The 20,138-nt window shown below is 62.7% G+C and carries 17 protein-coding genes; 15 read left to right on the forward strand and 2 right to left on the reverse strand.

Features of this window, described 5'->3' with window-relative positions:
* Positions 1–110: 110 nt before the first annotated feature.
* From PHI64_RS16485 to PHI64_RS16495, 3 genes are all read left to right on the forward strand, one after another.
* Positions 111–1,298: a CaiB/BaiF CoA-transferase family protein gene (locus PHI64_RS16485; protein ID WP_299884931.1), complete on the forward strand. Its 1,188-nt coding sequence runs from the start codon at positions 111–113 to the stop codon at positions 1,296–1,298.
* 82 nt (positions 1,299–1,380) lie between these two features.
* On the forward strand, positions 1,381–2,400 hold the full coding sequence (gene galE / locus PHI64_RS16490) for a UDP-glucose 4-epimerase GalE (protein ID WP_299884933.1): 1,020 nt from the start codon (positions 1,381–1,383) through the stop codon (positions 2,398–2,400).
* 17 nt (positions 2,401–2,417) lie between these two features.
* The gene (locus PHI64_RS16495; protein WP_366945208.1) at positions 2,418–2,786 is read left to right on the forward strand and encodes a DUF2237 domain-containing protein; all 369 of its coding nucleotides are present in this window, start codon (positions 2,418–2,420) and stop codon (positions 2,784–2,786) included.
* 6 nt (positions 2,787–2,792) lie between these two features.
* Here the strand turns inward: PHI64_RS16495 and dacB are convergent, their stop codons facing one another.
* Positions 2,793–4,214 carry a D-alanyl-D-alanine carboxypeptidase/D-alanyl-D-alanine-endopeptidase gene (gene dacB / locus PHI64_RS16500; RefSeq protein WP_299884939.1) on the reverse strand — a complete coding sequence of 474 codons (1,422 nt, stop codon included), beginning with the start codon at positions 4,212–4,214 and terminating at the stop codon, positions 2,793–2,795.
* Positions 4,215–4,477: 263 nt separating this feature from the next.
* Between dacB and petA the strand changes: the two genes are divergently transcribed.
* The 7 genes from petA to PHI64_RS16535 all read left to right on the forward strand — a co-directional run bounded on the left by petA (position 4,478) and on the right by PHI64_RS16535 (position 10,042).
* Positions 4,478–5,071 (forward strand): ubiquinol-cytochrome c reductase iron-sulfur subunit, encoded by a 594-nt coding sequence (gene petA, locus PHI64_RS16505; protein WP_299884941.1) that lies wholly within the window; start codon positions 4,478–4,480, stop codon positions 5,069–5,071.
* Between the two features lie 3 nt (positions 5,072–5,074).
* Positions 5,075–6,340: a cytochrome bc complex cytochrome b subunit gene (locus PHI64_RS16510; protein WP_299884944.1), complete on the forward strand. Its 1,266-nt coding sequence runs from the start codon at positions 5,075–5,077 to the stop codon at positions 6,338–6,340.
* Positions 6,340–7,098 (forward strand): cytochrome c1, encoded by a 759-nt coding sequence (locus tag PHI64_RS16515; RefSeq protein ID WP_299884947.1) that lies wholly within the window; start codon positions 6,340–6,342, stop codon positions 7,096–7,098. The genes PHI64_RS16510 and PHI64_RS16515 overlap by 1 nt, the downstream gene beginning before the upstream one ends.
* A gap of 106 nt (positions 7,099–7,204) precedes the next feature.
* Positions 7,205–7,801, forward strand: coding sequence for a glutathione S-transferase N-terminal domain-containing protein (locus tag PHI64_RS16520; protein ID WP_296569802.1), 597 nt, complete (start codon positions 7,205–7,207; stop codon positions 7,799–7,801).
* A 97-nt stretch (positions 7,802–7,898) separates the two neighbouring features.
* Positions 7,899–8,345, forward strand: a complete 447-nt coding sequence (locus PHI64_RS16525) for a ClpXP protease specificity-enhancing factor (protein ID WP_299884950.1) — start codon at positions 7,899–7,901, stop codon at positions 8,343–8,345.
* Positions 8,346–8,445: 100 nt separating this feature from the next.
* Entirely contained in the window at positions 8,446–8,934 is a 489-nt protein-coding gene (locus PHI64_RS16530; RefSeq protein ID WP_299884953.1) for a hemerythrin domain-containing protein, read from the forward strand.
* Between the two features lie 229 nt (positions 8,935–9,163).
* Positions 9,164–10,042, forward strand: a complete 879-nt coding sequence (locus PHI64_RS16535; protein WP_299884956.1) for a flagellar brake protein — start codon at positions 9,164–9,166, stop codon at positions 10,040–10,042.
* Between the two features lie 18 nt (positions 10,043–10,060).
* Here PHI64_RS16535 and PHI64_RS16540 read toward each other — a convergent pair whose 3' ends face one another.
* Positions 10,061–11,314, reverse strand: a complete 1,254-nt coding sequence (locus PHI64_RS16540; RefSeq protein ID WP_299884959.1) for a D-amino acid dehydrogenase — start codon at positions 11,312–11,314, stop codon at positions 10,061–10,063.
* Between the two features lie 135 nt (positions 11,315–11,449).
* On the opposite strand from PHI64_RS16540, the gene PHI64_RS16545 reads away from it, so the two are divergent.
* The 5 genes from PHI64_RS16545 (at position 11,450) to PHI64_RS16565 (ending at position 19,958) form a co-directional block, all read left to right on the forward strand.
* Positions 11,450–12,451 carry a class 1 fructose-bisphosphatase gene (locus tag PHI64_RS16545; protein WP_299884962.1) on the forward strand — a complete coding sequence of 334 codons (1,002 nt, stop codon included), beginning with the start codon at positions 11,450–11,452 and terminating at the stop codon, positions 12,449–12,451.
* Positions 12,452–12,561: 110 nt separating this feature from the next.
* Entirely contained in the window at positions 12,562–16,209 is a 3,648-nt protein-coding gene (gene putA / locus PHI64_RS16550; protein ID WP_299884965.1) for a bifunctional proline dehydrogenase/L-glutamate gamma-semialdehyde dehydrogenase PutA, read from the forward strand.
* Between the two features lie 34 nt (positions 16,210–16,243).
* Positions 16,244–17,986, forward strand: a complete 1,743-nt coding sequence (locus tag PHI64_RS16555) for an autotransporter assembly complex family protein (RefSeq protein ID WP_299884968.1) — start codon at positions 16,244–16,246, stop codon at positions 17,984–17,986.
* 211 nt (positions 17,987–18,197) lie between these two features.
* On the forward strand, positions 18,198–18,512 hold the full coding sequence (locus PHI64_RS16560; RefSeq protein ID WP_299884971.1) for a c-type cytochrome: 315 nt from the start codon (positions 18,198–18,200) through the stop codon (positions 18,510–18,512).
* A gap of 261 nt (positions 18,513–18,773) precedes the next feature.
* Positions 18,774–19,958 carry a porin gene (locus PHI64_RS16565; protein ID WP_299884973.1) on the forward strand — a complete coding sequence of 395 codons (1,185 nt, stop codon included), beginning with the start codon at positions 18,774–18,776 and terminating at the stop codon, positions 19,956–19,958.
* Positions 19,959–20,138: the final 180 nt, after the last annotated feature.

Consider the following 20,138-nt stretch of genomic DNA (forward strand, 5'->3'; position numbering starts at 1 on the left):
ATATCGAAAGCCAGACCGCATACTTGAGGGCGCTGGCTCGTGTGTTTGCAAGGTTTAACACAATCTGGCAGATATTCGAATGGCAATCGAGAAAAGAGGGAGAAAACCATATGAAACCGATGCAGGGCGTGAAGGTGCTGGAGTTGGGCACCTTGATCGCAGGGCCCTTCTGTACGCGCATTCTTGGGGAGTTTGGTGCGGATGTCATCAAGGTGGAGGCCCCGGATGGCGGTGACCCCCTGCGCCAGTGGCGCAAGTTGCATCAGGGTACGTCCCTTTGGTGGTCGGTTCAGGCACGCAACAAAAAGTCCTTGACCGCCAATTTGAAGCATCCAGAGGGGGTGGCCATTGTTCGTCAGCTGGCGGCCGAGGCGGACATTGTGGTGGAGAACTTCCGCCCCGGTGTGCTCGAGAAGCTCGGGCTGGGCTGGGATGTGTTGTCGGCGGCGAATCCCGGGTTGATCATGGTGCGCTTGTCGGGCTTTGGCCAGACCGGCCCTTACAAGGACAGGCCGGGGTTCGGGGCGATTGGTGAGTCCATGGGCGGGCTGCGCTATATCACTGGCTTTCCGGACCGTCCGCCGGTGCGCACGGGGATTTCCATCGGCGATTCGATTGCAGCCTTGTGGGCTGCCATCGGTGGGTTGATGGCCTTGCGCCATCGGGAGGTGAATGGAGGGCTGGGCCAGGTGGTGGATGTGGCCCTCTATGAAGCGGTGTTCGCCATGATGGAGAGCATGGTGCCGGAGTTTGATGTCGCCGGCTTCGTGCGGGAGCGGACGGGTAACATCATGCCGGGCATCACGCCTTCGAATACGCATACCACTCGCGATGGGCGCCACATCATCGTGGGTGGCAACGGCGATGCGATCTTCAAGCGCCTCATGCTGGCGGTGGGTCGCCCTGATCTTGCCGACGATCCGGGCCTCGCCAGCAACGCGGGGCGCGACCTGCGGGCGATCGAGCTGTACGGGGTGATCGATGCCTGGGTGGCGGCGCGGGATGGTGACAGCGTGCTGGCCGCCTTGGAGGCGGCCGAGGTGCCGGCCAGTTCCGTGTACTCGGTGGCCGACATGTTCCGTGATGCCCAGTTTGCGGCGCGGGGCATGCTGGAGAAGGCGAGCCTGCCCGACGGTACGCCGATGTGCATCCCCGGCATCGTGCCGAGGCTCACGGAAACCCCGGGCTCAACCGAGTGGCTGGGGCCAGGGCTGGGCGAGCATACCGATGAACTCCTCCGTGGCCTGGGTTTCGATGCGGAGCGGATTGCTGCGCTGCGGGCGGCCGGGGCAATTTGACATATCCGTTGGCGCTCGCCCGGGCCTGTTGCTTGGCGAGCCGCGTTATCATCGGGGCATCAACCCTTCACTGGAACAGTGCATGCCTACCATTCTCGTGACCGGCGGTGCCGGCTACATCGGCTCCCATACCTGCGTAGAGCTCCTCGGCGCCGGCTATGACGTGGTCGTCGTCGACAATTTCTGCAACAGCAAGCCGGAAGCCCTGCGGCGGGTCGAGGCCATCGCTGGTCGCCAGCTGCTGGCCTTCTACAATGCTGACGTGCGCGACAAGACCGCCCTGCGCGAGTTGTTCAAGGCCCATGCCATCGATGCGGTGATCCACTTCGCGGCGCTCAAGGCGGTGGGGGAATCCGTTGCCAAGCCCTTGATGTACTACGACAACAACATTGCCGGCACGGTGGCCCTGACCGAGGTCATGGGCGAGGCGGGGGTCAAGTCCCTGGTGTTCAGCTCATCGGCCACCGTGTATGGCGACCCTGCCAGCGTGCCGATCCGCGAGGATTTTCCCACCGGCCCGACCAATCCCTACGGGCGCACCAAATGGATGATGGAGTTCGTGCTGTCCGACCTGGCGGCGGCAGACCCGGAGTGGCGAGTGGCGCTACTGCGCTACTTCAACCCGGTGGGGGCTCACGCTAGCGGGCGTATCGGCGAGGATCCCAACGGGCTCCCCAACAACCTGATGCCCTTTGTCAGCCAAGTGGCGGTAGGGCGCCTGCCCCGGTTGCGTGTCTTTGGCGGGGACTATGCGACCCCTGACGGCACCGGCGTCCGCGACTATATTCATGTGGTCGATCTGGCGGTAGGGCACGTGGCGGCTGTGCGGCGGCTGGCGGAACGCCCCGGTGTGCTGACGGTCAACCTGGGGACGGGGCGTGGCTACAGCGTCATCGAAGTGGTCAAGGCCTTTGAAGAGGCCAGTGGCCGTCCGGTGCCCTACGAGATCGTGGCCCGCCGCCCCGGCGATGTCGCCCAATGCTATGCCGAGCCAGCCCTGGCTGAACGGGAGTTGGGCTGGCGTGCGACGCGGGGCATAGACGAAATGTGTGCTGATTCATGGCGCTGGCAAAGCACCAATCCCCAGGGGTATCCCGATTGAGTACAGAAGACCTGCCGGTGAGCGATGCCCTCAACGTACTGGGAGGCCCCTTGCTGGCCTGCAGTTATGCCCCCTTGACGGGCTGGATGCGGACGGGGTGTTGTGAGTCCGACCCGGATGATCTTGGCCGCCATCATGTGTGTGTCAAGGTGAGCGCCGAGTTTCTGAGGTTCAGCGCCTTACGTGGCAATGATCTGTCTACGCCGCGCCCCGAGTATCGCTTTGCCGGCCTCAAGCCCGGTGATCGCTGGTGCCTGTGCGCCCTGCGCTGGCGAGAGGCCTGGGAGGCCGGTGTGGCGCCGCCCGTGGTGCTCGCGGCAACACACATGGCGGCACTTGAGGTGATTCCCTTCGATGCCCTCAAGCGTCACTCCCATGAGGGTTGAGTCGCTTCACTGCGCAGCGGTCCACTCCAGCAGTGCGTCCTGGGCTTCACGGGCTGCGCCGGCATTGGGGTGGTTGATCATGAGCACCACGGCGTAGCGCCGGCCGCTGGCACCCAGCACGTAACCTGCCAGGCTACGTACCCCGTCCAGCGTGCCCGTCTTGATGTGGGCTGTGCCGGCGGCAGGGCTGTTGGCGACGCGGCGCCGGGCCGTGCCGTCACGTCCGGCAATCGGCAGGGACGACATCAGTTCGGGCATCGTCCTGCTGCGCCAGGCGGCCCGCAGCAGATCGCCAAGGCTGAGGGCGGTCACGCGTTCGTTACGTGACAGTCCCGCGCCGTTTTCGATGACCAGCCCCTCCGTGGAGATGCCCGATGCCCTCAGGCTGCGTTCGACCACCCGTGCCCCGGCAGCGGCGGAGTCACGGCCCGGCTCGGCCAGTGCGCCAAGGGTGGCCAGCACGTGGCGGGCGATCACATTGTTCGACCATTTGTTCATGTCGCGCAGCACCTCCGGCAGCGCCGGCGAGCTGGACTCGACCAGCACCTGGCTGCCCTGGGGCGGTGGTGCCTCGCGGAAGTGCCCTGAGATCTCTCCGCCCAGCTCGCGCCACAACGCCCGAAACAGCCCCTCGAACAATCGTTCGGGGGGGAGCGGGGCGAGGTTCCAGTCAAAGCTTGCAGTACATCCAAGAGGCAGGTTGCCTTCCAGACCCAGGATAGTATTGCCACTCTCCTCGCGTGGGCTTGCCGTGAGATGGGTGACGGGGTCGCCGCAGGTGTTGCCGGCAAGGCGACGAATCCGGTTGACGACGAGCAGTCCGGTGGGTTGTGGGTCCAGGGTTGCCTCGGCACCCTCCGAGGTGGGCTGCATGCGCAGCTGGATCGATCCGAAGTCCACAGTCAGGGCGTTGGCGCCTGCGTTGTAAGGCCGCAGGGGGCGTTGGTCGAAGGCTGCGGGGTCGTGGGACGGCAGGCTGAAGAAGCTACGGTCGGTCAGGACGTCGCCTTCGATGCGCTTGACGCCGCGTGAGCGCAGCTCGCGGAGTATCAGCCACAGTCGCTCTCTTGACAGGCGCGGGTCTCCACCGCCGATGATCGACAGGTCGCCCTTTAGCACGCCATCCCGGATCGGCGCACCGACCATGATGCGGGTCTTCCAGGTGAAGGTCGGACCGAGCTGATCGAGGGCTGCAAACGTCGTCACCAGCTTCATCACGGAGGCCGGGTTCATTGGGGCGGTGACGCGGTGGCTCAGCAGCGCCGACGCCCCTTCCACATCCTGAATCAGCACGCTGGTTGCACTCTGGGGAATGCCGTTGCGGGCAAGGCTGGCGTCAAGGGCCGCTGGCCAGCGCTCTCCACCACTTGCCGGGGCGGTTGTGAGGGTCAGGGTGAGAACGAGCAGCGCTATGGCGGGGGCAGGCATGGGGCTTGGGGGATAGGGTGGTGTCGGCAGGTGATTATGCCGCTGTGGCCTGCCGGTGTTTTGTTGCGCCGCAGCATAAATCGGGATCTTTCATGTCTTTGCGCCGGTTTCCTTCCTGTCCGGGAAGCCTGAGAACGCCATAATTCCCAATGCTGGCGCGGGTTTAGGCCACTAGCCCTTTTTTTGGGTAAGGGTTTTCGCTATACTCCGCAGGTTTTCCGTATTGCGATCTTCGAAGTCTCTTTTATTGAGGTTAGTGGGCCATGAGCGTGGATCAGAAAGTAGATGCGGGTCGGCGCCAGCTGTTGCTGGTGACGTCGGCGGCAGGGGGCGTGGGCGCAGTCGCCGCGGCCGTGCCGTTCGTCGCGAGCCTGACGCCGTCGGAGCGTGCGAAGGCAGCCGGTGCGCCGGTTGAAGTGGATATCAGCAAGCTGGGCCCGGGTCAGATGATGACCGTCGAGTGGCGCGGCAAGCCGGTGTGGATCATCAACCGCACCAAGGAAATGCTGGATTCCCTGAAAAAGACCGATAGTGAAGTCAGCGATCCGGCTTCCGACAAGCCGATGCAGCCGGCTTATGCCAAGAACGAAACCCGCTCCATCAAGCCGGAAATCCTGGTGGCGGTCGGTATCTGTACCCACCTTGGCTGCTCTCCGTCCGACAAGTTCAAGACTGGTGCCGAGAGTGGCGTTTCGCCTGACTGGGCCGGCGGCTTCCTGTGCCCCTGTCACGGCTCCACCTTCGATATGGCCGGCCGTGTTTATAAGAGCAAGCCTGCACCGGATAACCTCGAGATTCCGCCGCACAAGTATCTGGCCGATACCAAGATCCTGATCGGCGAAGACGGAAAGGCATAAACGATGACCACCAAAGCTCAAGCGGTAATCGACTGGGTTGACGAGCGTTTTCCGCTGACGTCCTCCATCAAGGGGCACCTCACTGAGTATTACGCCCCCAAGAACTTCAACTTCTGGTACTTCTTTGGTTCCCTGGCCCTGCTGGTCCTGGTGATTCAGATCGTTACCGGCATCTTCCTGGTCATGCACTACAAACCTGATGCGTCCCTCAACGCGTCCGGTGTGCCGGTGGCGTTTGCCTCTGTCGAATACATCATGCGCGACGTGCCGGGCGGCTGGCTGATCCGCTACATGCACTCCACGGGCGCCTCGGCGTTCTTCATCGTGGTGTATCTGCACATGTTCCGCGGTCTGCTCTACGGTTCCTACCGCAAGCCCCGCGAACTCATCTGGATTTTCGGCACCCTGATCTTCCTGGCGCTGATGGCCGAGGCCTTCATGGGCTACCTGCTGCCCTGGGGGCAGATGTCCTTCTGGGGCGCCCAGGTGATCGTGAACCTGTTCTCTGCGATTCCCGTCATCGGTCCCGACCTTTCGGTCGTGATTCGTGGCGACTTCGTGGTGTCCGACGCGACCCTGAACCGCTTCTTCTCCTTCCACGTCATCGCCGTGCCGCTGATTCTCATCGGCCTGGTGGCAGCCCACATCGTTGCTCTGCACGAGGTTGGTTCCAACAACCCGGATGGCGTTGAGATCAAGAAGAAGAAGGGCCCTGATGGTCACCCGCTGGATGGCATTCCCTTCCACCCCTATTACACCGTCAAGGACATTGTGGGTGTGGTCGGCTTCCTGATCGTCTTCTCCTTCATCGTGTTCTTCGCACCTGAAGGTGGCGGCTACTTCCTGGAATTCAACAACTTCATTCCCGCCGATCCGCTGAAGACTCCCCCGCACATCGCGCCGGTCTGGTATTTCACCCCGTTCTACTCGATCCTGCGTGCGGTCACCTATCCGCTGCTCGGCATCGACGCGAAGTTCTGGGGGGTGGTGGCCATGGGCGCAGCCGTGGTGATCATCGCCTTCCTGCCCTGGCTGGACCGCAGTCCGGTGAAGTCGATCCGCTACAAGGGCGGTCTGTTCAAGGCCATTCTGGCGATCTTCATCGTTGCCTTCTTCATCCTCGGCTACCTTGGCGTTCTGCCTCCGACCCCGGGTCGCACCCTGGTATCCCAGATCTGCTCGGTGATCTACTTCGGCTTCTTCCTGTTGATGCCGTGGTACTCCAAGATGGACAAGTGCAAGCCCGAGCCTGATCGGGTGACCGGTTAATGAGAATGAAAGCCATGAAAAAACTTTTGACGTCTCTCCTGTTCGCACCGCTGCTTGCCTTTGCAAGCGGTGCCGAACTGCACCTCGACAAGGCTCCGGTGTCCACCGACCCGGCTGCACTGCAGAACGGTGCAAAGCTTTTCGTCAACTACTGCCTCAACTGCCACGGCGCCAGCTACATGCGCTACAACCGGCTCCAGGAGCTGGGTCTGTCCGAGCAGGCCATCAAGGACAACCTGATGTTCACCGCCGACAAGGTCGGCGAGCCGATGCGCATCGCCATGCAGCGTGATGAAGCCAAGGCCTGGTTCGGTGCCGCCCCTCCGGATCTCACCGTGATCTCGCGTTCCCGTGCGTCCGAGTTCGGCAGCGGTGCGGACTGGCTGTATACCTATCTGCGCAGCTTCTATCGTGACAGCGAGCGTCCGACCGGCTGGAACAACGTGGTTTTTGAGAATGTGGGCATGCCCCATGTTCTTTATGAACTGCAAGGCGAGCAGATTGCCAAAGTGAGCGAGAAGGACGATGGCCATGGCGGCAAGATCAAGGAGATTTCCCTTGAGCTGGCCAAGCCGGGCAAGCTGTCCAAGGAAGAGTACGACAAGGCAAGCGCCGATCTCGTCTCCTACCTGGTTTGGATGGGCGAGCCGATGGCCGAGAAGCGTAAGAACATCGGTACTGCGGTGATTGCCTTTTTGGGTCTGCTCTTCGTTCTTTCCTATCTTCTGAAGAAGAATTACTGGAAAGACGTCCACTAATCGGCGGAAGGTTTCGCCGATGCAGTCACTTGCTGTCACTGAGCAAGACGCACCACGCGCCCGTCGCGTGGTGCGTGATACCGAGTATTCGTGGGGTAACACAACGATGATGAATTTGTATTCCGGAACGACAGATCCTTTCAGTCACCGGTGCCGTATCGTGCTCTTTGAAAAGGGCATGGATTTCCAGGTGATTGATGTCGATCTCTTCAACAAGCCGGAAGACATCGCCGTCATCAACCCGTATAACCGGGTTCCGGTGCTGGTTGATCGTGACCTCGTGCTTTACGAGTCCAACATCATCAACGAGTACATCGACGAGCGTTTCCCGCATCCCCAACTGATGCCGCCCGACCCCATCATGCGTGCCCGGGCCCGTCAGTTGTTGCACACTTTCGAGCTTGAGCTGTTCTCCCATATCGAAGCCCTGGAGAAGAACCCCAAGGGCGCCGACAAGGAGCGTGCCCATGTGCGCGATCAATTGACTCAGCTGGCGCCGATCTTCACCAAGCAGAAATTCCTGCTGGGCGAAGAGTTCTCCATGCTGGATGTAGCGATCGCCCCCTTGCTGTGGCGTCTCGATCATTACGGCATCGAGCTGCCCCGTTCGGCAGCTCCTTTGATGAAGTATGCTGAGCGCATTTTCAGCCGTCAGGGCTTTATCGATGCGATGACGCCCTCCGAGAAGGTCATGCGTCGCTGAGTCTTGCATCCCGGGCCGCGCTCTGTCGCGGCCCTGTCTATTCTTTCTCTTTTCTGTGGCCTTTCTCTCGGCCTCGTTTGTCTTCAAGGTCCCGGTCATGAGCGACGCTTCCACCAAGCCTTATCTGATTCGTGCCATTCATGAATGGTGTGTCGATCAGGGGCTGACACCCTATCTCGCTGTGGCGGTTGATGGCCGTACCATGGTGCCGCGTAGCTTTGTGCAGGATGGTCAGATTGTTCTGAACATCGGGCCGGATGCGACCCAGAGTCTGGTTATGGGCAACGAGCTGATCGCCTTTCAGGCCCGTTTTGGTGGCGTCGCGCAGAATATCTCCGTCCCTGTCGATAACGTGTCGGCCATTTATGCCCGCGAAAACGGTCATGGTATGGCGTTTGAACTGGCCTCTGGCTTCGAGCACGAAGCCGGGGAGGATGCGCCTGAGTTCGCCCCTGACGGGGCTGACGATGCCGGGCCGGGCCAGGAAGTATCGACCGAGTCTGGCAAGGCGGGGCTTCGTAGCCATCTGAAACTGGTCAAATAAGCTCAGCATTACACCTCCGGCCCTTGACCTTGCTCAGGGAAGTTGTTCTTGCCGAGGTATAAAGTGGCGCGCAATTTTTCAAATCTTGAGGTTTCAGCGCATGGCTGCCATGGAATGGACTGACAAACTGGCTCTGGGTCTGGGGCCGATGGACGATACTCATCAAGAGTTCGTCGATGCCTATAACCGCTTGCTTGCGGCCTCCGGTGAAGCTCAGCTGATAGAGATGGATGCGTTCATCGCGCACACCGTCGAGCATTTCGACCAGGAAAACCGCTGGATGGAGTTGATCGGCTTTCCGGGCTGCCACAAGGCGGAGCATGATCGCGTCCTGGCCGTCTGTCGTGATGTGCGTAAGCGCATGGAGCGGGGCGATGCCGCTCTTGGACGCCAGCTGCTGCAGGAGTTGCCTATCTGGTTCGACAATCACGTCGCCACCATGGATTCTGCGCTTGCCGCATACATTGATTCGATCGGGTTTGACACCCAGACGGGCGAGATTCGTAATCCACCTCAGGAAGGGGGCGAGGATGGATCTTCCGCCTGCTGCACGCCGCCCACCCAGAAGGCGGACAGCCTGCCGGCCTGACGTCCGTCGATTCAGTGTGCTCCGGCCCCACCGTGGGTCGGGTGTTAGCCTTCCTGCTTTTTTCCGGGTTTCGCTCTGAAACCTTCCCCTTGGTGCCCTTTGGCGTCCCTCCTGCACTGTCCTTGCCTCCAGTGTGCCCGGGAGGGCGCAAAGTAGTTGGAGCAAGGGCTAAAGTCCCTGCTTTGGGGGACGATATGAATTGCACTTGAATCCCGTGGGTGGGTGTGCGATGTCCTTTGTGCGAGTCAATAGTGGTGAGGTTGAGGTTGGCCGCCCGGTACCCTGGCCCCTTTACGATGATCGCCATCAGCTCCTGCTGGCTCGTGGCGTCGTTGTCGAGACTGAGTCCCAGAAAAATGCGCTCATCGAGCGCGGTCTTTTCCGCAAACTGAAGGTGAGCGAGACCCGTCCGAGCCAGGAGCTCGGTGGTCGCCCTGCGGACGACTTGTGCGGCTTTGACGAGATCAAGCTGGATATTGGCGATACCCTACAGTTGCAGACACAGAGTGACAGCGGCCAGTCGCGTTATTACGTCAAGCTGATCGGTTACCTCAAGGGCAAGAGCATCATCGTCACCACCCCGACCCAGGAAGGCAAGGTTCTCCTGATGCGGGAAGGGCAGAGCTTTGTGGTGCGTATGTTTTCGGGAAAGAGTGTTTTCGCCTTCGGCGCGACCATCTTCAAGGTGGCAAATGTGCCTTTCCCGCACTTGCATCTAACTTACCCGAACAGTGTCCGTGGCCTGGTGGTTCGTCGGGGCGCCCGGGCGCGGGTCAATCTCATTGCTGCCGTTGCAGGAGCAGACGGGCGTTCGCATGCGGCGACCATCCTGGATCTCAGCATCGGTGGTGCCATGCTGATCGGCAAATCACCGATGGGAGTCAAGGATGACCGGCTGGCCATCAAGTTCCGCGTGATGGTGAGTGATGTGGAGCAGTTTCTGACCATTCCGGCCGTGCTGCGCTCTGTTCATGCCACGGCAACACCGGAAGGGGGGGGGCCCCAGATTCAGCATGGGGTCCAGTTCGAGGATTTGCCCCATGCCGAGCAGGTCGTATTGTCGGCCTTCGTCTATCGGATCTTGTTTGAGGAGTCGGCGGACGGCTGATCTTTGGGCCAGCCCTGTTCAGGTGCGGAAGGGGAAGGCAGGCTCAGGCGTGCGGCCGGTCATGATGTCGGCCAGCGCTCGGCCCGAGCCGCATGCCAGGGTCCAGCCCAGGGTGCCATGGCCGGTGTTCAGATATAGGTTGTCGATGCGCGTGCGCCCGATCAGGGGCACGTTGCTCGGGGTTGCCGGTCGCAGGCCGCACCAGTGCTCGGCTTGTTCCAGGTTGGCGACTCCGGGAAGGTGCTCTTCCAGCCATTTCACGATGCTGGCACTGCGTGCCGGGTTGGGGCTGAGATCGAAGCCGTTCAGCTCGGCCGTGCCGGCCACTCTCAGTCGATCGCCAAGCCGCGAACACACAATGCGGCGAGATTCGTCGGTGAGGCTGTGTTTTGGGGCTCGCTCCGGATTCACGATGGGGACGGTGATCGAATAGCCCTTGACCGGATATATCGGCAGGTGCACCCCGAAATGTGCGATCAGTGCCGGGCTGTAACTGCCTGCTGCCACGACCACGGCATCTGCCTGCAGGACACCTGCCTTGTGGTCTGCATCGAGTACGCGGATGCCGCGAATGCGGCCGCGTATCATGTCGAAATCGTAGATGCGTGCGTCGTACATGAAACGCACACCGGCTTCCCGGGCTTTGGCAGCCAACTCGCGGCAGAACAAGTGTGCGTTGCCGCTTTCGTCGTCCAGACCGTGCATGACACCGGCCAGACGCGGGCGCAGGGAGGCCAGCGCGGGCTCAAGGGCGATGGCCTCGTCCGTCATGAGGATCCGGGCGCGGATACCCAGCGCTTCGAGCTCCTTCTGGCGTGCGGGAACGGCGCTGAATTCGCGCTGGCTCTGGAAGAGGTGGAGGATGCCGGCGTCGCTGGACTCGTACTGGATGCCCGTTGCTGCCCGCAGCGCCTGCAACTCCTGACGGCTATAGATGGCGAGGTTGGCAATGGCGGTCGTGTTGCGCACGCTGCGTCCGGGCAGGCATTCGCGCAGGAAGGCGGCGGCCCAGCGCCACTGCTTGTAGTCGGCACGCAGCCGGAAAAGGAGCGGCGCATCCTTGCGGCCAAGCCAACGCAGGATGGTAGCGGGGGCTGAAGGGTTGGCCCAGGGTTCGGGGTGGCTGATGGAGATCTGGCCGCCGTTGGCAAAGCTGGTTTCCAACCCGGGTCCGGGTTGGCGCTCCACGACGGTGACACTGCAACCTGCTTGCGCCAGATACCAGGCACTTGTGACGCCTGCCAGGCCGGCGCCGATGACCAGAACTTCCATGATGCCTTGTGATGAGTCTTTCGTAGAAGGGTGGATATCCACCGCAGCGGAATCCGGCCCGCAATCATAAACGACGAAAGGCCTCGATCCGGGCGATAATCCTTACTTTTACAGGTTATTCCGGAGAGTCGAGTCATGCGTCGTGTCACGCTTACCCAATTTCTGATCGAACAGCAGCGCAAGGGGCTGATGAGTGCCGATCTACGTCTGCTGATGGAGGTCGTTGCCCGGGCGGTCAAGGCAATTGCCGTCAATGTCTCCAAAGGCGCCCTGGCGGGTGTGCTGGGTGAGGCCGGCAGCGACAACGTGCAGGGTGAAGCCCAGAAGAAGCTTGACGTGATCGCCAACGACATCCTGATCCAGGCCAACGAGTGGGGTGGGCACCTGGCAGCCATGGCCTCCGAGGAGGTCGAGGAGATCCGGCCGATTCCGGGTGAGTACCCGAAGGGCGCCTACCTGTTGCTGTTTGATCCGCTCGATGGCTCCTCCAACATCGATGTGAACATTTCGGTCGGCACGATCTTCTCGGTGCTGCGTTGCCCTGAAGGCGTCAATGCCGCTACAGAGGCTGATTTCATGCAGCCGGGCAGTGCCCAGGTGGCCGCCGGTTATTCGGTATATGGCCCGTCCACCCAGCTGGTGCTGACGGTGGGGGATGGCGTCCATGGCTTCACGCTGGATCGCGAGATGGGCAGTTTCATTTACACCCACCCGGACATGAAGGTTCCGGAGGACACTAAGGAATACGCCATCAACGCGTCCAACGAGCGTTTCTGGGAGGCGCCCGTCCAGCGCTACGTGAGCGAGCTGAAGGCCGGTGCAGAAGGTCCGCGGGGGCGTGATTTCAACACCCGCTGGGTGGCCTCCATGGTTGCAGACGTGCACCGTATCCTGACTCGGGGCGGCATTTTCATGTACCCCATGGACAGCAAGATGAAGGACAAGGGCGGCAAGCTGCGCCTGATGTACGAGGCCAACCCGATGGCGATGATCGTTGAGGCAGCCGGCGGGGCGGCATCCACCGGGCGGGAGCGCATCCTTGACATCCAGCCGAGCAAGCTGCATCAGCGTGTGCCGGTTATCCTGGGTTCCCGTAACGAGGTAGAGCGGGTCGTCGCCTACCACCTCGAGGCCTGATCCTGCTTTTCTGACGATTCAATCGGCGCGTTTGCGGTGTCGGTTGAATCGTTTTTATCTGGGCTGGTCGAACCTGACATTGGCGTGTGCCGATTTTTTCAGGTGATCTCATGACTGCTGCCCCTGATCTCGATGATGCCTCTCTGGAGGCCGAGCTGGTGGCTTTGCGCCAAGCCATGGAGGCCGCACTGCGACGGCCTGAGGTCGAGGCCGTTCAGGCGCTGGCTGGAGCACCTCTGCCCTCGGCAGACCAGGCGAAGCGCATTGCCTTGCTGGCGGAGCAGCTTGCCATCGGCGTACGTCAGCGCCGCCGCCGGTCCGGGGGCGTTGATGCGTTGATGAACGAGTTTTCCCTCGGCAGCAGCGAAGGCGTGGCCCTGATGTGTCTTGCCGAGGCCCTGCTGCGGGTGCCCGATGACGATGCCCGCCTGTGCTTGATCCGGGACAAGCTGCGTGCCCGTGACTGGTCGGCCCATGTGGGCCACAGCCCGTCCTTGTTCGTCAATGCGGCCGCCTGGGGCCTGGCGCTCACCGGGCGTCTGCTGGCGCCCGACGAGGCGGCGGGCGTTCCTCACGCCCTTCAGCGCATCGCCGTGCGCGGCGGGGAGGTGCTGCTCCGGGAGGCCATGGATTACGCGATGCGTCTTGTCGGGCAGCAGTTTGTGCTTGGCGAGACCATCGAGGCTGCGCTGGAGTGTGCTGCAACGGGGGCCGCAGCGGACTATCGCTATTCCTTCGACATGCTCGGGGAGGCCGCTGTGACGGCCGACGAGGCGGCGCGCTACGCTACCGCTTACGCCCACGCCATTCAAGCCATCGGTCATCAGGACCGTTGGCGGGGTGTTCATAAGGGCAATGGCATTTCCATCAAGCTGTCGGCCCTCCACCCGCGCTATCACTGGTCCCAGCACGCCAGGGTGTTGCATGAGCTCGTGCCCCGGGTGCGCCACTTGTGCCTGTTGGCCAAGCGCCACGATATCGGCCTGACCATCGACGCTGAAGAGTCGGATCGGCTGGACCTGTCCCTTGATGTGCTTGCGGCGTTGGCTGCAGACCCGGCGCTGGATGAATGGTCGGGCCTGGGTTTTGTGGTGCAGGCCTATCAGAAGCGGGCGCCGGTTGTCATCGAGTGGCTGGTTACCCTGGCACGCCGCCATCGGCGGCGCCTGATGGTGCGCCTGGTCAAGGGGGCTTACTGGGATGCCGAGATCAAGCGTGCTCAGCAGGATGGCCTGATCGACTATCCCGTCTATACCCGCAAGGCACATACCGACCTGGCTTACCTGGTCTGTGCCCGACGCCTGTTGGCGGTGCCCGACGCGGTGTTTCCTCTGTTTGCCACTCATAACGCCCATACGGTCGCGACCATTGTCGAGGCGGGCGGCCCGTTCCGGCCAGGGGACTACGAGTTCCAGTGCCTGCACGGAATGGGGGACAGTCTTTACCGGCAACTGGTGGGGGCGGAGGATGCGCGCTTGCGGCGGCCGGTGCGGGTGTATGCCCCGGTGGGCAGTCACCGTACCCTGCTGGCCTACTTGGTGCGTCGGCTGCTCGAAAACGGCGCCAACACCAGCTTCGTCAACCGAATTGTCGATGATCGCGTGCCGGTTTCCGCTCTCGTTGCCGATCCGTTGGTGCAGGTGCAGGCGGGCGCCGGCCATCCCCATCCGGGTATCCCCCTGCCTGAAGATATGTACCCCGGGCGTCGCAACAGCCGGGGCTTCGATCTGGCGGCAGCCCCTGTCCGGCGGGCTTTCAGGGCCGCCTTGGCGCAAAGCCGGGAAGCGTTCGTGGAGGTGCAGCCGCGGGTCAGCGGTGTGGACCCCGGCGGGATGGACGGAGCGGTGGATGTCTGCAATCCGGCTTGCCGCACCGAGCGGGTGGGGGCTGTGCGCGTCGCCACGCCGATCGAGGTGGAGGGGGCGCTGCAGGCCGCCGTGCATGCGGCGTCCGACTGGGCCGGCGCCGGGCCGGCGCATCGTGCCCTGTGTCTTGAGCGGGCTGCCCAGGCCTTTGAGGCTCGCACCCATGCCCTTGTGGCGCTGCTGGTGCGGGAGGCAGGAAAGACCATTCCTACGGCGCTGGGGGAGGTCCGTGAGACGGTGGATTACTGCCGCTATTACGCCAGCCGTCTGCGGGCTGGTGATCTTGATGGCAGCATTCCCCTTGGCTGTGTCGCTGCGATCAGCCCCTGGAATTTCCCGCTGGCGATCTTTGTCGGTCAGATTGCTGCCGCCCTGGCGGCCGGCAATCCGGTGATCGCCAAGCCTGCCGAGCAAACTCCGCTGATCGCCGATTGGGCTGTTGCCCTGTTCCACGAGGCTGGGGTGCCGCGCGCCGTGCTGCAGTGCCTGCCCGGAGGGGGCGGGCTGGGGGCGGTGCTCGTGGCGGACGAGCGCGTTCGCGGTGTGCTGTTTACCGGATCGACAAAAGTGGCCTGCGGCATCCACCGCCAGCTGGCAAGCCGGGGTGATGTGCCGCTGGTGGCAGAGACCGGAGGCATAAACGCCATGATCGTGGACTCCACCGCCCTGCCCGAACAGGTGGTCGGCGATGTGATCACTTCGGCCTTCGACTCGGCCGGCCAGCGTTGTTCGGCCCTGCGTCTGCTGTGTCTGCAAGAGGATATTGCCGATCGGGTTCTGGAATTGCTCGATGGCGCCATGGCCGAGTTGTGCCTCGGTCCGCCTGAGGATTTTTCAACCGATGTGGGGCCGGTGATCGATGCCGCGGCCCGTCTCCGTATTGACGCCTATGTGGATGCATTGCGTGCCAATCGCTGCCGTGTCCTGACCCGTAGTCTTCCCGACGGGTGTGCCCGGGGCCATTTCGTGGCGCCTACCCTGATCGAGATTTCGTCTGTGGCCGACCTGCGCCAGGAGGTCTTTGGGCCTGTGCTGCATATCGTCCGCTATGCCGCCCGGGATCTGGATGCGGTGCTGGATGCCTTGGCGGCCCAGGGGTATGGCTTGACTCTGGGCATCCAGTCGAGGATTGACGAGTTTGCCCAGCGCATCATCGGGCGGGTGAGGGTGGGCAACATCTACGTCAATCGCAGCATGATTGGCGCGGTGGTGGGGGTGCAACCCTTTGGCGGAGAGGGGCTTTCGGGGACGGGGCCGAAGGCCGGTGGGCCGCTTCTGCTTGGTCGGTTGGTGCAGGGGGCGTCGGTACCACTCGCCAATGTATCGCGCCCTCAGCGTCCTCTGCTTGCCTGCCTTGAGGCGTGGATCAACACTGGTGGGGCAGGGCTGGCGGAGGCGGAGCGGAACGTTCTTCTCGCGGCGATCGATGCCTACCGGCAGGCATCGTTGGCTGGACTGGCGGTGTCCTTGCCGGGGCCGACCGGCGAGAGCAACACCCTTAGTTTCCATCCCCGGGGGCTGGTTCTGGGGATGGCCAGCACGGCTGCCGCCTGGCTCCACCAACTGGCCGTCGTGCTGGCCACCGACAACCGCCTCCTGCTGGCTGACAGTGCAGCTGCCGAAGCTTGGCGAGGTTCATTGCCACCAGCCGTGCAGGGTATGGTGGATGTGCATCCGGATGCGCTGGTCCAGCCTTGGGCGGCAGCCCTTCTGGATGTGCCCGAGGCCCCGTCATGGCGGAGTGTGCTGGCCCGGCGTGGGGGGGCGATCCTGCCCTGTCTGGTGCCGGAACCCCACTATGCTCTCGCGCACCTGATTGTCGAACGTTGCGTCAGTGTCGATGTCGCTGCGACCGGGGGCGACACCGGGCTGCTCCAGCTCGGAGAGGCCTGAACGGGCGTGGCGCTCGGGCTGGTAGAATCCGCGGGTGCTGCGCCATTCCAGTTTTATCCGCCTGTCGTTCATGTTGCTCGCCCTTGCCGGGGGCGTGTCTGCCCATGGGGCAGACAGCTTGGTCGAACTCCAGGCTCCCGATGCTCTGCGCCCGCTACTCGTCAAACACCTCGATTTCCTTGAGCGCGCCCCGGAAGATGTTCTGGATGCCGCCGGCCGGGTTGCCCTGATGCGTCGGGCGCGCAAGGAAATCCGCGAGATCCTCGCCACGGAGGGGTATTTTTCGCCGGCCATCGAAAGGCAGGATCTGGAGGGCGAGCGCCTGCGCGTCGTGGTCACGCCGGGGCGCAGGACAAGCATATCGGCCCTCGATCTGCGTTTCGCCGGTGACATCACCGGTTCCGGTGGGGATCGCCCGCAGCGCCTGGCGGCGCTGCAGGCCGCATGGGGCTTGCCGGTCGGGCAGCCTTTCCGGCAAGCCGACTGGGATGGGGCCAAGCAGCGTCTGCTCGATGCCCTGTCCAGCCGCGAATACGCTGCCGCACGCATTTCGGACAGCCGGGCCCTCATCGACCCGGAGACCGCCAGCGCCCGGCTGGAGGTGGAAGTGGACAGTGGCCCGGTGTTCCGCTTCGGGGCATTGCAGATCAACGGGCTATCGGACTATGACGCCAGCCTCATCGAGCGCTATCGCCCACCGGAGCTTGGCGAGCCCTACAGTCAGGAGCGGCTGCTGCGCTTCCAGACGGCCCTGCAGAACACCAGCTACTTCGCTTCGGTGGTTGTCGATATCGATCGTAGCAGCGCCACTCCGGACGCCGTACCGGTGCGGGTGGACGTCACCGAGGCCAAGCCACGGCGCATCGGCTTCGGGGCCGGCGTCAGCAGCAATACCGGCTACCGGGTCGAGACCAGCTATCGGGACGCCCACTTCATGGGCCAGCCCTGGAACCTGGTCAGCGGTGTGCGCGTCGAGCAGCGGCGCCAGCTGGGCTACGCCGATGTATTCCTGCCGCCGTCCGCCTCCGGCTATCTGGACAGCGTCGGCGCCCTTGCCGAGCACACCAACATTTCGGGCCTGCAGACCCAGCGTCAGTCCATCGGCGTGGTGCGGACCATTCCCCGGGGCAGCATGGAGAACCGGCTGGCCCTCAATTACCAGCAAGAGATCCTGACCCCGGAAGGCAGCCTCCGCTCCAGCCGTTCGGCGCTCACCGCCAACTGGTCCTGGACCTATCGGGCTGTCGACAACATGCTCGATCCGCGGCACGGACAGGTGGTCAACCTCCAGTTGGGGGGCGCGTCCCGTGCCTTCCTGTCGGATCGCAATTTCGTGCGGCTATATGGGCGCTACCAGCACTTCTTTCCGATCGGAGAGCGGGATGTGCTGATTCTCAGGGCGGAGGGTGGCATGACCATCGCTGCCAGCCGCGATGGTGTTCCCCAGGATTTCCTGTTCCGCACCGGCGGCGCCCAGACGGTGCGGGGCTACGCCTACCAGAGTCTCGGCGTGACCGAAGGCAGCGCGATCGTCGGCGGCCGCTACCTGGCCGTCACCAGCGCGGAGTATGTTCATTGGTACGAGGGCAACTGGGGCGTGGCGGCTTTCGTCGATGCCGGCAATGCCAACGATCAGCGGGAGCTGTTCAAGATGAACCTCGGCTACGGGTTCGGGCCGCGCTGGCGGAGCCCCGCGGGGCCGATCGCCGTGGACCTGGCCTATGGCCAGAGTGATCACCGGGTCCGTCTCCAGTTTGCCGTGGCCATCGCCTTCTGACTTCTCGCCCCTGAACCCGGTGACGGCCTTAAGCCCCACAGCCTGCCTTGGCCGTGCTGGCGTCAACGCCCGGCCGGGTTCTGGCGTTGAGGCCTTGCGACCCTTTGCCACGTGGCCGGCCCCTCGGACGCAGCCCATGAGAATTGGCAAATCCGCAGGGGAAGTTTAGACTTCCCTGATATTTTTTTGCCACACAACCCAAGAGGATCACATGAAGAAACTCGTTGCTGTCGCCGCCATCGCCGGCCTGATGGGCTCCACCGCTGCATTCGCCGACGCCGGTGCCGATCTGGCCAAGGCCAAGAACTGTCTGGCCTGTCATGCCGTCGACAAGAAGCTTGTCGGCCCGGCCTACAAGGATGTCGCTGCCAAGTACAAGGGTGACAAGACTGCCGAAGCCAAGCTTGCCGAGAAGGTCGTCAAGGGCGGTGTTGGTACCTGGGGCCAGATTCCGATGCCTCCCAACCCGCAGGTCAGCCCGGCCGAAGCCAAGACTCTCGTGGCCTGGGTCCTCGCCCAGAAGTAAGCGACGCGGCCTCGTCCCGGCCAGCCTTCGGGCTGGCTTTTTTGTTTTTGGCCCGCCGCTCCGAGGCGCCATGGCAAAAGCTTTGGCTCTTGTCGCGAAATTGCAACACTTCGTCGGGGCGTCTTATCCAAAAAACAACGCTGTCCTTGCTTCACCCTTTGCCTCGCACCCACAATGCAGGCCAACTTCTCGTTAGAGAGGTGAAATTGGTCGGCCCCGCGCAAGCGGTGCGTGCCAGTCTTCAATCAAGAGGAGAAACATATGCAAAAGAAACTGATCGCTCTGGCCGTTGCCGGCCTGGCTTCCACCGGTGCCTTCGCTCAAGCCAACGTGACCGTTTACGGCGTGGCTGACGCTTCCTTCGACGTCGTCAAGATCTCTGGCGATGCGAACAACGAACTCGGCAACACCACCCGTGTTTCCACCAACTCTTCCCTGATCGGTTTCAAGGGTGCTGAAGCTCTGGGCAACGGCCTGACCGCCGTGTTCCAGTTCGAAAGCGCTGTTGGCTTCGACAACGCCGGTGCCCTGGGCGCCAACCGTGACAGCTACGTCGGCCTGGCCGGCGGCTTCGGTACCGTTGTTCTGGGTAACCTGACTGGCCCGACCCGCGCTCTGGGTGCTGCTGTTGATGTCAACGTCGGTGCTACCGGCATCGGCGCCAACTCCGCTCTGCTGGGCAAGCTGGGCAACAACCTGTTGAATACGACTGATTCTGCTGGTAACTATCCCCCTATCGTTGCTGGCGCCCCCAGCAACACCACCTGCGGTCGTTCCACCACCTGCACCTCGATCTTCGACACCCGCTGGAAGAACGCCATTGCCTACGTGTCCCCGAGCTTCGCTGGCCTGAACGCCACCGTTGCCTACGTGGCCAACGAGAACAAGTCCCTGCACGGCCTGGCCGCTGCCAACACCACCGGCTACGACGTCGGTCTGAAGTACGCCAATGGCCCCGCCATGGCTGCTGTGACCTACAACGCTGTTTCGACTGGCAGAGCTGATGATCTGAAGATCAGCGATCTGCGTGTTGGTGGTAGCTTCGCGTTCGGTCCTGCTTCCGTTCGTGCCATCTTCGATCTGGCCCGTGCTGACAACTTCGGCGGCAACAAGGTCACCCAAGCTGTCTACGGCCTGGGCGCCACCTTCAACGTGACCCCGGCTTCCAAGCTGCTGGGTCAGGTGTATGTTGCTCGTGACCTGAAGGTTAACGGCTCCAGCGCCAACGACACCGGTGCCAAGCTGTTTGAAGTTGGCGTCGAGCACAGCCTGTCCAAGCGCACCATGCTGAAGGCCACCTACGCTCTGATCAACAACGACAAGGGCGCTACCTACGACTTCGGCATCAACGCTGCTGGCATCAACACCGGCGCTCTGCCGGGCGGCGCCAATGCTGTTGGTGGCACCGTTCAGGGTCTGTCCCTGGGCCTGCGTCACACCTTCTAATTCAGACTTCGTCTGAGTTAGGAATTGACGGGCACCTTCGGGTGCCCGTTTTTTGGTGCGCCCAGCATGGGCGCACTCCTGCGGGTGTAAGTCCCGCCGTAAGTTGATCACAGCGAACGAAGTGAAGCGCAACTGCGTGAGGGCGACCGAGCGTGGGAAGGAAGCGTGGAGCATAAGCTG

The sequence above is a fragment of the Zoogloea sp. genome (assembly GCF_028689785.1).
In the GTDB taxonomy this organism is placed as follows: Bacteria; Pseudomonadota; Gammaproteobacteria; order Burkholderiales; family Rhodocyclaceae; genus Zoogloea.